Annotated in this window: 14 protein-coding genes and 2 pseudogenes; 10 read left to right on the plus strand and 6 right to left on the minus strand. The window is 34.8% G+C overall.

All coding sequences use genetic code 11. From position 1 onward, the window contains the following. Window positions 1-21 precede the first annotated feature (21 nt). The 8 genes and pseudogenes from HRG09_RS20960 to HRG09_RS20995 form a co-directional block, all read left to right on the plus strand. A pseudogene (locus HRG09_RS20960) lies at window positions 22-927 on the plus strand (glucosaminidase domain-containing protein); the annotation flags it as partial. A 573-nt stretch (window positions 928-1500) separates the two neighbouring features. After that, window positions 1501-3333 carry a reverse transcriptase/maturase family protein gene (locus HRG09_RS20965; RefSeq protein WP_174102783.1) on the plus strand — a complete coding sequence of 611 codons (1833 nt, stop codon included), beginning with the start codon at window positions 1501-1503 and terminating at the stop codon, window positions 3331-3333. Between the two features lie 110 nt (window positions 3334-3443). Then, window positions 3444-3659: pseudogene (locus HRG09_RS20970) on the plus strand (M23 family metallopeptidase); the annotation flags it as partial. A gap of 23 nt (window positions 3660-3682) precedes the next feature. Further along, window positions 3683-4267 (plus strand): hypothetical protein, encoded by a 585-nt coding sequence (locus HRG09_RS20975; RefSeq protein WP_174102784.1) that lies wholly within the window; start codon window positions 3683-3685, stop codon window positions 4265-4267. 37 nt (window positions 4268-4304) lie between these two features. Continuing rightward, on the plus strand, window positions 4305-4601 hold the full coding sequence (locus HRG09_RS20980; protein WP_174102785.1) for a hypothetical protein: 297 nt from the start codon (window positions 4305-4307) through the stop codon (window positions 4599-4601). 179 nt (window positions 4602-4780) lie between these two features. Beyond that, window positions 4781-5284 carry a hypothetical protein gene (locus HRG09_RS20985; RefSeq protein ID WP_174102786.1) on the plus strand — a complete coding sequence of 168 codons (504 nt, stop codon included), beginning with the start codon at window positions 4781-4783 and terminating at the stop codon, window positions 5282-5284. 151 nt (window positions 5285-5435) lie between these two features. After that, the gene (locus HRG09_RS20990) at window positions 5436-5642 is read left to right on the plus strand and encodes a hypothetical protein (RefSeq protein WP_174102787.1); all 207 of its coding nucleotides are present in this window, start codon (window positions 5436-5438) and stop codon (window positions 5640-5642) included. A gap of 136 nt (window positions 5643-5778) precedes the next feature. Then, complete coding sequence (locus HRG09_RS20995) at window positions 5779-6057, plus strand: AbrB/MazE/SpoVT family DNA-binding domain-containing protein (protein ID WP_174102788.1); 279 nt, start codon at window positions 5779-5781, stop codon at window positions 6055-6057. 268 nt (window positions 6058-6325) lie between these two features. Here the strand turns inward: HRG09_RS20995 and HRG09_RS21000 are convergent, their stop codons facing one another. The 4 genes from HRG09_RS21000 to HRG09_RS21015 form a co-directional block, all read right to left on the minus strand. Further along, window positions 6326-6739 (minus strand): hypothetical protein, encoded by a 414-nt coding sequence (locus HRG09_RS21000; RefSeq protein WP_174102789.1) that lies wholly within the window; start codon window positions 6737-6739, stop codon window positions 6326-6328. A gap of 219 nt (window positions 6740-6958) precedes the next feature. Beyond that, on the minus strand, window positions 6959-7303 hold the full coding sequence (locus HRG09_RS21005; RefSeq protein ID WP_174102790.1) for a DNA cytosine methyltransferase: 345 nt from the start codon (window positions 7301-7303) through the stop codon (window positions 6959-6961). Between the two features lie 13 nt (window positions 7304-7316). Continuing rightward, window positions 7317-8021, minus strand: coding sequence for a DNA cytosine methyltransferase (locus HRG09_RS21010; protein ID WP_174102791.1), 705 nt, complete (start codon window positions 8019-8021; stop codon window positions 7317-7319). A 64-nt stretch (window positions 8022-8085) separates the two neighbouring features. After that, a complete protein-coding gene (locus HRG09_RS21015) occupies window positions 8086-8262 on the minus strand; it encodes a hypothetical protein (RefSeq protein WP_174102792.1) in 177 nt (58 codons plus the stop codon). Window positions 8263-8615: 353 nt separating this feature from the next. Between HRG09_RS21015 and HRG09_RS21020 the strand changes: the two genes are divergently transcribed. Then, window positions 8616-9509: an Rpn family recombination-promoting nuclease/putative transposase gene (locus HRG09_RS21020; RefSeq protein ID WP_174102793.1), complete on the plus strand. Its 894-nt coding sequence runs from the start codon at window positions 8616-8618 to the stop codon at window positions 9507-9509. 218 nt (window positions 9510-9727) lie between these two features. Here HRG09_RS21020 and HRG09_RS21025 read toward each other — a convergent pair whose 3' ends face one another. After that, window positions 9728-9901, minus strand: coding sequence for a hypothetical protein (locus HRG09_RS21025; protein WP_174102794.1), 174 nt, complete (start codon window positions 9899-9901; stop codon window positions 9728-9730). A 340-nt stretch (window positions 9902-10241) separates the two neighbouring features. Here HRG09_RS21025 and HRG09_RS21030 point away from each other — a divergent pair, with 340 nt between their 5' ends. Beyond that, on the plus strand, window positions 10242-11678 hold the full coding sequence (locus tag HRG09_RS21030; protein WP_174102795.1) for an RNA-guided endonuclease TnpB family protein: 1437 nt from the start codon (window positions 10242-10244) through the stop codon (window positions 11676-11678). Window positions 11679-12684: 1006 nt separating this feature from the next. Here the strand turns inward: HRG09_RS21030 and HRG09_RS29105 are convergent. After that, window positions 12685-13449 (minus strand): topoisomerase DNA-binding C4 zinc finger domain-containing protein, encoded by a 765-nt coding sequence (locus HRG09_RS29105; RefSeq protein ID WP_254610142.1) that lies wholly within the window; start codon window positions 13447-13449, stop codon window positions 12685-12687. Window positions 13450-13822 lie beyond the last annotated feature (373 nt).

A 13822-nucleotide genomic window follows, 5' to 3' on the forward strand; every position in this document is an offset into this window, starting at 1 on the left:
AGAGATGATATGAAAACACAAATGAAAGAAGCTGTAGATAAAGTGATACAAGAAGAGATTGTCCAGAACTACAAAGAAAAAAAGAAAAAGAAGAAAAAGAAATCTTGGTTACTGGCTCTTTTCTTTAGTAGCTCGACTTTAATCATAGGAGTGCTGATATTTTTTGGATTCCTCTTATTTATCTTACTTGGGCAAGACATAGGAAAGCAGGAAGAAGCAACGCCTACTATACAGAGCAATGGCATGACGGTGTGTCGCCCAGGCGGGAAGACAGTGGCACCAGAGGAATTGCAACCACATCTAGGCGGTGTATTTACAGGGAAAGCACAGGCTTTTTTAAATGCTGGAACGCAAAATCAAATTGATCCGATTTTATTGGCCGCGATTGCGAAATTAGAAACGGGGAATGGTACTTCAAATGCGGTAAAGAATTATAACAATCCAGGGGGGATCATGGATCCTGGCAGTTCTCAAATGAAGGGATTTATGAAGTTTCCAACGCTTGACGAAGGCATTAATGCAATGGCAAAAAACTTGTATAAAAACTATATCGGAATGGGGATTACAACAATTGATGCTATTGGTGCGAAGTATGCACCACCTGGCGCAGCCAATGATCCACATGGCACAAATGGACTGTGGCCAACATTGGTGAAGAAGTTTGCTTCCGATATGGGAGGGCTTACCTTTAATTGTGAAGCAGGGAAGCCGGGCGGTGTCGTAGATACGGGCGCGGCAAGTTCACAAGGTTTCATTCGCCCCATTGCACAAACAACCATTACTAGCCCGTATGGTCCACGTTGGGGTACGATCCATAAAGGCATCGATTATTCTTGCCAAGACGGTGTCACTGCAATTGCCGCGTCGAAAAATGGCGTTGTGGAATTAGCGAAGTTTGGGGAATCCGGTTCGGGGTTCGGCGGCTATGTGCGCCCATAAGGGCATATAAGAATACGGGAACTGGGCAACCCGTAAGGAACTAGAGGTTAGTGTAACTCCTTATCATCAGCAAACTTATCCTAAGAGGAAACTCAAGGGGGAGTACAGCATGTTTGCAACGCGTTAAGTTGCTAAGTTACCCAAGCACAACTGAAACGCTAGATGAAAAGAATTGAATGAGGATGAATGCTGGATTGCGTGAACGATAACCAGAGGACGCCTAGCGAAGCGGTAGACGGAAGGTAACTATAAAACGTCTAGTAGTCATATGTTGTCTATCACCGTAGCCAATAGACAACTTTAACCTTAGTGACTATCCACTTGTAATTAACATGAAATGGTGAAAGTCGCATCCGACATCAATTCAAGCCTATGTTCTTATATGTCTAAATGGGGATTGCCTAAGTCAGAATGCTCAGAAGAGCTATAGCATGTAGATGTTCGAATATCTGATAAGGCAACGGAGAGTCCGTAGTAGTCTGAGCAAGGGAAAGCCTTGTACATGGCGAAGGGACCAAGTCATTCAGTCTTATTATAAATCGGAAAGGAGCGGAATGCTTCATGCAAATTCCAGAGGTCGTAATAGACAATTTAATGAAGAAATCTCAAAGCAATCAACAATATATATTTCAAAGGCTATATAGGAATCTATATAACCAACAATTTTTCCTAGAAGCGTATGGGAAGCTAAGTAAAAATCCGGGAAACATGACAAAAGGCTCAGATCAGAAAACAATAGACGGAATGAGTTTACAACGGATAGAACGGTTAATTGAACAATTGAAAAATCAAAGCTATGAACCAAATCCATCTAAAAGAATCTACATTGAGAAGAAAAATAGTGATAAAAAAAGACCATTAGGTTTACCATCTGTCGATGACAAGTTAGTACAAGAGGTCGTGAGAAGGATGTTAGAAGCGATTTATGAACCTGTTTTTAAAGAGACATCTCATGGATTTAGACCAAACAAAAGTTGTCACACTGCGCTAATTCAACTAAAAAAGAATTTCACTGGTGCTAAATGGTTCATAGAGGGTGACATCAAAGGATTCTTTGATAACATTGACCATCACATTCTAATAAAATTACTACGCAAACGAATCAAAGACGAAAAATTTATTCAGCTTATATGGAAATTTCTTAAAGCAGGTTACCTAGAAAACTGGCAGTATCATCGCACATATAGTGGAACACCGCAAGGTGGGATTATCAGTCCTATTCTTTCTAATATCTATTTACACGAACTTGATGTATTCATGGAGCAATTTATAGACACGTTTAATCAAGGAAAGACTAGACAGCGGTTAAAAGAATACAGAAGTTTCGAAAAGAGACTAAGTCAGTTGAAAAAATCAGAGAATGAATGGATAGAAATGACTGGTGAAGAAAGAGAAGCCCACCTACGAGAAAAAGCTGAAATATATAAAGAGCGAGAAAGTGTTCCAGCTCTAAATCCTATGGACAGCACCTTCAAGAGAATGAAATATGTTCGCTACGCAGATGACTTTATCATCGGGGTTATAGGAAGTAAAAACGATGCTGAAGAGATTAAAAGGGAAGTCAAAAAATTTCTCGACATAAATCTTCGGATAGAGTTATCAGAATCAAAGACATATATTACTAACGCCAATAAGAAAAAAGCCAGGTTCCTTGGATATGACATCACAACGCAAAATACCTACAAAAGAAAAACTAGTAGGGGGTTTTACCAAAGATTCCAAGGGAATATCCTGTTGTACGTTCCATACGAAAAATGGGTGCAAAAACTTGTAGAAAAGAAAATGGTAAAGATGGATGGTAAGCAATGGATATCACAATGTAGAACAGAACTTATTTCGATAGATGATTTGGAGATTATAAATGTGTACGACAGTGAATTAAGGGGTTTTTATGAATATTACAAAATAGCAAATAACGTGAGTGTACTAAACAAAATGGCTTACTTTGTGGAATATAGCATGTACAAAACATTTGCAAGTAAATATAGAAAATCCATGAAGAAAATCATCGCAAAGTACAGCAAAAACGGCGAATTCACTGTTGAATACCAAACGAAATCAGGTATGAAAGAAAAACGTTTGATTAAATCGTTCAAAAAAGTTACAAAATTATCCGATTCAAAAGAAATAGATACAATCCCTAATACGCTGAAATATTCAGGAAGAACCAGTTTGATTGAAAGATTACAAGCAGAGAAATGTGAATATTGTGGTGCTACTGGTGTGAAACTCGAGATTCACCACGTCCGAAAACTAAAAGATATCAAACGTAAGAAACAGCTCGAGAAATGGGAAGAAAGAATGATATCAAGAAACAGACGGACAATAGCACTTTGTGGACCAGGTCAAGGAAATGACTGTCACAAAAGATTACACAAGGGAACTCTTCATTAAAAGAATGATAGTGAGCCGTATACAGGGAGACTTGTAAGTACGGTTCTGGAGGAGGGGTGACGGTAAACCTAGCTAAGCAATTAGCCAAGGCGACCGCTCCCTATCCAAACGGGAATTTAGTTGTTATTAATCATCAAAATGGATATTGGAGTTTATATGGTCATATGTCGTCTATTACAGTCCAGGAAGGACAAAACATTGGTGCCGGCCAGCAAGTAGGTGTTTGCGGAAAGACAGGGCAGGTCACAGGGCCACATCTTCACTTTGAGATCAAAACATCATTTAAGTTTGGGCAAGTAGATCCGTCACCATTCTTGCCACAATAACAAAAGAAAAAGGGGGAATGGAAGTGAAACAAGGGATAACAGTTTTCATCATCATTGTATTGGTTGTAGTGAGCATATGGCTATGGAGGGATAACCATGCATTAGAAAAGAAAGTAGAACGAACAGAGAAGAAATGGACAGAAGAAGTAAAAGAACTGAAAGCAGAAAATACAACGCTGAATAAACGGATTACAGTGTTAAAAGAAAATACACAGGATAAAGGGCAAGAGGTTGCGAAACGGTTTGTCGAGCTTCTTATACAACATGATAGCAAAGAAAAGGAAAAGCCAGGTATAGAACAAATCAAGGGAATGGTAACCGGTGAAGCAAAGAGGAAACTGTTTGAGGTACCAACAGAAGATGCACATGGACATACGAATGATTCTTCGATGCATGTTCAATCAAAAGCTAAAATCACAGATATGTATTATATCAAGACAGCAGAGAACAAGGCAGATGTAACGGTTAAATATGATTATATTGTGAAAGTAGACGGAACAGAGCAACAAGAAAAACATTCGATGAAATTAAACTTAGTATTAGAGGGTGAGAAATGGTTTGTTGAGAATTATGAATTTCAAATTCACTCTGGAATGGAAGGGCCTTAATTCGTTCTGTTTCAGAATAAGAAGGTGGAGATGCAAAATGATTTCTACAGAAATTGGGCTATTGGTGTTACTAATAGCCTTTTTATGTATTCAAGTATATCCGTTTCAACAAACAAAATTAGAACAAGGAAAATATGATGAGTATGGTTTTTGGATTATTCTTTGGACTGTTATTTGTATGTATCTTGCGGATCACTATTTGCAAGAAAATCATTGGCAACGTTTGGTGAGAATCAGTGCAGCGTCTTTTGTAGCTGGATTTTCCATTGCATGTGTTGGAAAACAGTTCTTATATGATTACAGACAAAAAAAGTTTCCTTTTCAAAGAAAATGACTTCTCAGATTCGTTTGTAATAAATGTTACAGATTATCCTAATACATTTGGTATCGATTGATTAATCGTTCGTTATAAAGCTTTTAAACACGTTAAAGGGGATTCCTGAAAGAAATCTGGAAATACCACCTCACTTTTTAGTAAATGGGAATAAATTACTGATGAAAGGGTGAAACAATATGAAATTGCAAGAAACGAATCGTTTTTTACAGTTTGAAATGGAAAAATTACGTCCACGATGGAAAACAGAAGGAGGATTGGTCATTTTCTGTGGTGGTGGCGGGCTGTTTGTTTTAGAAAAATATGATCATTTTTATCGTTCTACAAGACAATCTATTGTCACTGGAGCAAAGATATATGAGTCTTTGGCTTTGTATCGTTCTAGTGATGGATATCGAGCTTTCCTTTGGTTGCAAGCTTATATACAGCTTGCTTTAACAAAAGAATGGATTCCTAATTTTATTGATGTGGTTTGCGAGAGAAATTATAAACAGGAACTAACAAATGCTTTTCGTTCATTCCATACGATATCAGCAGATGCCTGGTTATTAGAGACATTAGGAAAAGAACGTACTTCAAAAGATAATGCAGCATATATCGTTGAGGCGTTAGAGAAGCTTCATAAACTCATGTGTAAAAATAGAAAAATATTTAGAGAGATAACTAGGAACGATATGGATTGATAGCAGCTATACATTTCAAGGAGGATAAGATAAAAAAGTGATTTTGGTACAGGTTGTTGCATATGTTTTATTGAATACTGAATAGATACGGAACAAGGCATATTCACGAATGGTTTGTAAGTAAATCGAAAAGAAAGGGAGTGTGGACACCATGTTACATCGATATGAAATTGATTTTTCAGTGATGTATGGTGGCAAGGAGAGAGATTTACAATCCGCAATCATTCCAGCACGTTCTTTAGAGGAAGCAAATGAGAAATTGAAATCAGAAGTTAAACGACGATTTGGGAAATGCCATGTGAAAATTGATACGGCCAGTTTATGTGTTTTAGAGGATAGCAGATATACGATTGTGTGAAAAAGTTCTGTTTATATAACAGGGCTTTTTCTTATGTGTGACAATTATATTTCATTAAGTATGTCATACTATTCCGAGCGGTGATTTTCCATTACAATAAATAGGAGAAGAGTAGATTAATAAAAGGTGGGATTTCATGAAATCAACAGGGATTACTAGAAAAGTAGATGAATTAGGGCGTATTGTTATTCCCATGGAGCTTAGAAGAACATTAGAGATCGAAGAAAAAGATCCAATGGAAATTTTTGTGGAAGATGATAAGATCATTTTACAAAAATATCAATCTCACCAAGCATGTATGATAACAGGAGATGTTTCGAAAAGAAATTATTCTCTAGCTAACGGAAAGATTGTTCTTAGTCCAAAAGGTGCTGAACTGTTAATAAAAGAGTTGCAGCAATATCTTGTGAAATAGAAAAAATTAATACGAACACTGTACAATAAAAAAGGTCCCCTAGGACGGAAAGAGGGAACCTTTTTTTATAGCTACTCCACATAATACCATTATTTTTTAGAAATCAGTTTCCGGTTTACTACTTTTTTGTTTCATAAAGATAATGCAAATAATAGTTTAGTCAACATTATAGTGAAATTGTTTGTCTTATCCTGATAAGAATAGGGGGTAAGATTAGTTCATTTTGTTATGTTTTGGGTTGCAAAATGCTTACTAGTGTACCTAATTATTATGATCGGTATGTGAGGATTGTTCCATAGAAATAATAGTTTTTCCATGAATCATTAATAACAAGAGTATAAACACCCGGTTTTAGACCAGTCCACTCAACATAGGAACCATTTGAAAAACTCTTTACCGATGTACATCTTGTTGAACAAAGTTGTGCTGTAACAGCTTCTGGATGAGGGCTAGCTAACCGATTCCCAGCTAAATCATACCTTGTTAAGCTATTTAATTTTACTTTAAAATAACCCTTTTGAGAGCCTACCGGTATTTTAGTAGGTCCATATTTTGTAAAGAACCAAGGTGCTCCTGCTGCTTCGGTATTATTTGTCGGTCCTACAAACCATAAACCGATGGACATTAATATGATAATGCTACTTACAGAAACAAATCTTTTTAATACATTATGCTTCCCCATTCCTTTTCCTCCCTTTATTGTTTTTTGAAAATTGAGACATATTACCCCCTAGCTTTATTATAGTATTTAGATTTGTACTTTTACGCTTTAAATATTTTTTTCAACCTAAGGTACCATCAACGAAATGGTCCCCCATATTAAAGATTTTGAATCATTTTATGTTGAAATTTTCTTGGCGTGTTTTTTTCCGATTTGCAGTCTGTCCCCCATGAAGAAATGTTATTTTAAACGTTGTGCAATCGCAAAAATGACAGGGACACTGACAGAATTACCTGCTTGTCGGTACAATTGTGTATCTGAATTTACCTGCCTTGCTCGTTCAAAAGCCCAATCAGGGAAACCTTGAAGTCGCCAGGTTTCTTTTGGGGTAAGGCGTCTGATTCTAAAGTCTTTTGTTAATATTGCTTGGTTGCAAGATGTATCTAAAGTGTGAGCAATCTTTTTCCACACTCGTCCTCTTCTTGTCTTACTGCTTGGAACAGCGAAATTAATACTATCTCTGAATTCCGCTTCGGCAAATCCTTTTTGTGTCGCTTCTTTAATGTGAACTATACATGTTTTCAAGTGAAATAACCTCCTATTTTGTTATGATTTTTGGTGGTTCCCCACATACAAGGGTGGGAGATACATAATTCGGGTCATATACATGGCCGTTTAATCCACGCCCACTCGAATTGATGTTTCCTATTTTTTTAATACTAGTTTGTTGATGATGTTGGGAGAGAGGAAATACTTTTCTGGTACGGTGTCTTCGAGAATGTCCAATAATGAATACGCGTTCTCTGTTTTGCGGCACAGGTCTTGCTGCTGTTGAGAAGTCTTTTGTGTTAAGCAAAGCCCATTCTGCATCATACCCAGCTTCATCCAGGCTAATGAGAACCCTGGCAAAGTCCCATCCTCCATTGACTGAAAACAAATTTTTAACGTTTTCAATGAACAAGTATTTAGGTTTATTTTCTTCTTTTTGGCTGTTGAGGAGTTCAATCGTTTTGTAAAATAGTCCAGATCTTGCTCCTTGAAGTCCTGTTGCTTTACCAGATGCAATGGAGATGTCTTGGCATGGGAAGCCAAAACACCAGATGTCTGCTTTTGGTAGTTCTCCTGGTCTAACATCGTTAATGTCATGTTTGGTCCACTCCTTTTCTATATGATGAATAGCTTCATAGGAAGCCCTAGCGAATTTATCCCATTCAATATATCCAACGCAGTGGTGTCCCGCTTCCTCCATTCCGAATCGAAACCCACCTACTCCGGCAAAGATATCTAAAAAGGTTAATCCCATATTGTAGCTCCTTTCTTGTGACATTTAGAGAACAAAAAAAGGCTACAAGCTAAGAAGTATTTTCCTAGCTTGTAGCCTTCGATTTTTTCGTTTCGGCTAATCGTAATGTATGCAATTCCCTCAACATAATGGGGATAGAGTTGCAATATTGTATTTGAATTTCCCCATAACCAGAGCTCGGAGGAGAAAGAAAAGTAGAATGTCCTTTTTTATCGACTATGTAAATTCCTTCTTTTTTCATTCGCATATCCCCTTTCTTTCAAGAACATTTGTTCTATTTATAGAATAATATATATCTGAAAAATTTGTAATTTTTAGATGTATACCTTATCTGATATTCATTAGTACAAAATCTTTCTTTAAAATTGGATTTTCTTTTTTATTGTGTCTTGGTTTCATTTCAGTTATTTTGTATACTAGACGGGAGTTTTGCTTCGTATAGGTAACTTTTCATTCTATATGTCATTAAACTGTTAATATGTAAAATATGCAAACTGGTCCTTATATACTTTCATGTAAGGGCCTATTTGCATGTTTGATGGGCTTTTCTGTACAATAAGGAAAAAGGATATTAAAAGGCAGGAGAGGAAATCCATGTCCAATCAATTAGTAAATTTACGGGTTGATTTTGCGTTTAAGCAACTATTTGGAACAGCTGGTAGTGAGGAAATATTGATCACATTTTTAAACGCAATGTTAAAAGACTCGTTAGAATCCCCTATTCAATCACTTCAATTTGAAGATCCTCATTTGCATAGGGAACATGAAGAGGATAAATTATCTATTTTAGATGTATCGGCTACATTAGATACAGGAACAAAGATTAACATAGAAATACAGTTAAATAATACTCATGACATGATTAAGCGTAGTCTGTATTATTGGGGAAAACTGTACACATCACAGTTACAAAAAGGGATGCCTTACAGCTCGCTTCATAAAACCATTACCATTAACTTGTTAAATTTTGTAATGTTTTCGGAATATGAGGAGTTTCATACCACAGGCAAGCTGTGGAATATGCAACAACAAAACCTTTTAAGTGATGATATTGAAATTCATGTTGTAGAGATTCCAAAATTAATGAAGCAATGGCGTGAAGAGAAAGTCAATCCATGGAAGGATTCATTTGTTCGTTGGTTGCTATTATTGCCAGCGAATGAAGATGAACACTTAACACATACTTTGGAGGAGATTGCGATGAATCAAGATCCGATTTTGCAAAAGGCAATCGATAAATGGGAACATATGAGTCAAGATGCTTCTTTTCGAAAAGAGTATGAAGCAAGGGAAAAAGCATTGATGGATGAAGCTGCTGGTATTGCTCATGCATTGAATAAAGGGCGTGAACAAGGACTTCAAGAAGGAAAACTTGCTGAGCGCATACAATTGGTTCGTGGGATGCATAAAAATGGAATGCAAATAGAAGATATTGCAAAATTTACGGGGTTACGCATAGGAGAAATAAGAGGAATTTTACAGTCCTAAATAGATTAAAAAATAACACCTACAGATATCTGTAGGTGTTATTTTTTAATGATCGCCCCCGCCTGGAAGGTGATGGCCACCAGCATTTCCATGTGCATATTTCCAACCTACACCTGGTTCATCCATATATAAGTAATTCTCTTATTTATTGCATATATATTTGTTATTTCCTGTTTTCCTCCTTGTGTCACAAGGAGCCTTTTTTGTATAAAAGGAATTTACAAATGTTTTTCTACAAGCTGGATTTGAAAAATATCAGTTTCTTTAATTCCAAGTATCCTCATCTCATCTTTAAATGAACGCCAAGGCTCTACTTTGATGGATTTGGTACTCTGATCACGCAATGTGTAGACTCTCATGAAATATGATTTTTTCTTTTTATCTTTTTGCATTGTTTGTTCCTCCCAACATGTAAAAAAGAGATAAATCCACTTTGAATCAGTGCTTTATCTCTTTTGAAATTTACTTATACCTTCTCTTCGTAAATTTACGACATGTATGACCTACAGATTACCCTTCAAGATTTGAGTATATATCATTTCTTTATCCTATAAAATAAAAAGTTTATTTGGTTTAATAATTTAATTGTTACTGCTGAAATGAGCCAAAATTTATAGATAGAGAAGATATATTCTTGCGATTAGAAATAAATGGATAATTAAGGGTCTTTTGAGAAATGTTATCCCTAAAAGCAATAAGACATCCAACACCTAGAAAAAGTGAGGACAGGACATGATTATTACAAGAAAGATAAAACTTATAATTGTTGATGAGGAACGAGACAATCAGTATAAGTTTATTCGTGAAGAACGCTATAAACAGAATAAAGCGTTAAACGTTGCAATTAATCATTTATATTTTCTTCACGTGGCAAAAGAGAAGATTCGATTATTAGATCATAAATTTATACAAGATGAAAAAAAATTACAAGAAACGATTGATAAGCTATATGATGAAAAGCGAAAACAAAAAGATGAAAAGAAAAAAGTTACTATAGAACAAAAAATAGAAAAGAAAAGAAACAAATTAAAGGAATTGCGAGGTAAAGGCAATAGGGAAGCAACAAAAACTTTGCAAGATGCCATAAAAATCAATTTTACTACTACAACGCGTGAAATCATTAATAAACAATTTGACTTGATGAGTGATACAAAAGACCGAATTACACAAAAGGTAACACAAGATTTTAGTATAGACTTAAAAAATGGTTTATTAAGTGGTGAACGATCATTACGTACATATAAAAAGAATAATCCTTTACTCATTCGTGGTCGTACATTGTATTTTTACCAGGAAGGAAAAAGCATACTGATTAAATGGTGTAAAGGAATTGTGTTTAAATGCATACTTGGAAGGCATCAAAATAATAGTCATGAATTGTGGACCATATTAAAAAAGGTGTTAGAACAATCTTATAAAGTATGTGACAGTAGCATATCGGTAGGAAAAGATTTAATCCTAAATTTATCATTAGATATAGGAGAAAGTGATAATAGAACAGCTTTTGTTGAGGGAAGAGTGTTGGGGGTAGACTTAGGGATGAAAGTACCAGCTTATATGTCTATCAATGATAAACCATATATTCGTAAAGCCTTAGGAAGTTTAGAGGATTTTTTTAAAATTCGTGTACAAATGCAAAAAAGAAGAAAGAATTTACACAAAACTTTAGTCAGTGTAAAAGGCGGAAAAGGTAGAGAGAGAAAAGTAAAAGCTTTAGATCGATTTAAAGAAAAAGAGCAAAACTTTGCAACAACCTATAATCACTTTTTAAGTCATAACATTATCAAATTTGCAAAAAAGCATGGAGCTGGGCAAATTAACATGGAATTCTTAGCTTTAGCGGGTGAAGATAAGAATAAAATTTTACGCAATTGGTCATATTACCAATTGCAGGAGTTTATTGAATATAAAGCTAAGCAAGTAGGAATAGAAGTAAAATATGTAGATCCATATCGTACAAGTCAAACATGTTCGAAATGTGGACATTATGAACCGGGACAACGAGAATCACAAGAAAAATTTATTTGTAAGGCATGTAAGCATGAAATCAACGCAGACTATAATGCATCACAAAACATTGCTTGTAGTACAAAATATATTACCAGTAAACAACAAAGCGAATATTTTAGAAGGCTGCAGCAAACCACAAAATTAGAAAAATACTCATGAAGTTATGATATATATGAGGTTATGGTGTTTTTGTAATCGAAGTAAGAATTAAGACTAGAGGTTTGATGCAAAAAGGTTAAAATTCCTTTGTCTAACGATTGAAATAAGTATTGATATAAATAAGTTCTTTGAAAGAATATATAACCGGGTTGTATAAACACTATGCAGAATGTGAATGGTATATGATTACGGTCAATATGAAGCTGTTACACAGTTGTAGAAACACTATGCAGAATGTGAATATTATGCGGAAGTTGCGCAAAGAATTGGAGAGAAGGGTTGTATAAACACTATGCAGAATGTGAATTACAAGTCTATTATCTCATATAACACTTAGACTTACGTTTTATAAATACTATGTAGGATGTGAATTAAATTCCTTTCGCTACGCTCCAGTCAAACATTTACCGTTTTATAAATATTATGTAGGATATGAATCTAGATAGTACTTGGACATCGCTTATTAATTTACATGTTGAAAGAGACTTTTTGTTTTATAAGCACTATGTAGTATGTGAACGCCAACTATATATTTAAACTTATGGGATGGTAGCAAATTTTATAAACACTATGTAAAATGTGAATCACGCCGCGCCATCCAATCTGCAAAACAGGTCTGAGTTATATAAAAAACTATGCAGGATATGAATGGATCAAGTCAGTAGCTAATTTCTTTGTATGGATTGGTTTTATAAGTGCTATATACAGTGTGAATAAAAGCAAAATTTTCAAGAATGAACTCGTTAAAAAATCATAAAATAGCTATTGTGGTTTCAGCTACAATAAGCTAGGGCGATTCAGCGTCCTAAGGCGGAGGGAATATTCCACTCACGTAAGGGTTAACCCTGGGTATTATGTAACCATCCAGGCATTCTACATAGTAATAAAATAAAAAACTACCTCAAGTAAGGTAGTTTTTTTACCGTTCATATCATATAGAGATAGGAACACTTGTAATAAGCGTCGTATCTCTTTTTGATATATCTTTCCTTTTAATGTACATACATTACTTACTTTTAATTAGTTTTTGTTTATGAGTGCAGTTTGGAAACGAACTACATCCTAAAAAAGGGCCATATTTTCCATTTCTTACGACTAGTGAACTTTTACATTGTGGGCATATATTCTTTTTTTTGTTGAGTTCTTCTTTTGCTTTGATTGGATCTAAAAATATAAACGAATTTAAACCTGTTAAGCTGTTTTTTTGAGGTTTATGAGACCAAACAGAACTAACATTATTTTCTTTACATATAAGATAAATGTCTTCACCAAACCATCTAAGAGTTTTTTTCAAATTTAAGTCACTTACTGTTCGAACCGTTTGTCTACTCCAATTTTTAAAGAAGATTTTTTCACCTTCTCCCTTTTCATCGTAGCTTGAATCTGTGGATCTGGTTGTCTCAATGTAATGAATTAATTGGTTTGAATTAGGTGCCTTTGAGGTAGATGATGCAAGGTTTAAGAAATGCATATACAATTCTTCAAATAATGGTTTAACTGAAGTATATGTATCATTTTTCGAATCATAGAAGAAGTGCTTAATTTTTCTATAAATATCATTTGGTATGGATTTATTGATAGAGTTATCTTTTCTTACTTCAATAAGCCAGCCACCATTTACATTGTTGCAAGAAATTAAGATATTTCTTGTAGTGGCAAAGTAAATTCCAGTAATATTCAATTCTTTAAATTTAAAATTATATAGGAGTGTTTTGGTGTTTTTTTCTGCACATATTTTGTCCACGTTTTCCAGAGCTTTGGAAAAATTCATTTGCCGCATCTCCTTCAAGATTTTACTAATATTATATATCAAATTTTTCAGATTGTTAATTTATAACAATCTGAAACTGGGACACTCAATATCTATAATGAGTTTTACAAAAGATACAAAATGTTAAACTTATAAAACCCAGTGATATCAGTATGTAAGCATGATATCACTGGGTTTTTATTTGGATATTTAATGGTGAGTTTTACAAATTATAAAAAGATGTAAACTTAGTTTTACTTTTTACAGATGAATCTTCCTAAAAAGTGATATTTATAAATTCGTTAGTTTACAATTTTATTGAGATTATATGGTGCCCAATAATATGAGCGTTTTTTTATAGGAGTACCGCCAGCATTTCGGAAAAAAACCACGT

The organism is Bacillus sp. Xin1 (genome assembly GCF_013314535.1).
Taxonomy (GTDB): Bacteria; Bacillota; Bacilli; order Bacillales; family Bacillaceae_G; genus Bacillus_A.